Annotated in this window: 1 pseudogene; it reads left to right on the plus strand. The window is 75.7% G+C overall.

What is annotated here, in order from left to right:
- Nucleotides 1–263: pseudogene (locus ACTFO6_RS18950) on the plus strand (ATP-grasp domain-containing protein); the annotation flags it as partial.

Consider the following 263-nt stretch of genomic DNA (forward strand, 5'->3'; position numbering starts at 1 on the left):
GTACGACGTCGATTGCCGGGAGAGCCTGTTCGACGGGCACCTGCGGGCCTGCAGGGGGGAGCTGCACCGGGAGCCCCTGGTGCGCCGGGTCCAGATCCGGGCCCACGCCATCGTGTCCGCCCCTGCTCCCGTGCGCATCCCGGGTGGGTGGCGTTGGCCCGCCTGGTGCAGCGACCTGCCCCGCGGAGGCATGCGTATCCCTCCGGGGGCGCCGGTGTGTACCGTGCATTCCCGGGGTGCGACCCCCGGCGCCGCCCGGTGGC

This window comes from Pelomicrobium sp. G1, from assembly GCF_051905455.1.
Classification (GTDB): Bacteria; Pseudomonadota; Gammaproteobacteria; order Burkholderiales; family UBA6910; genus Pelomicrobium.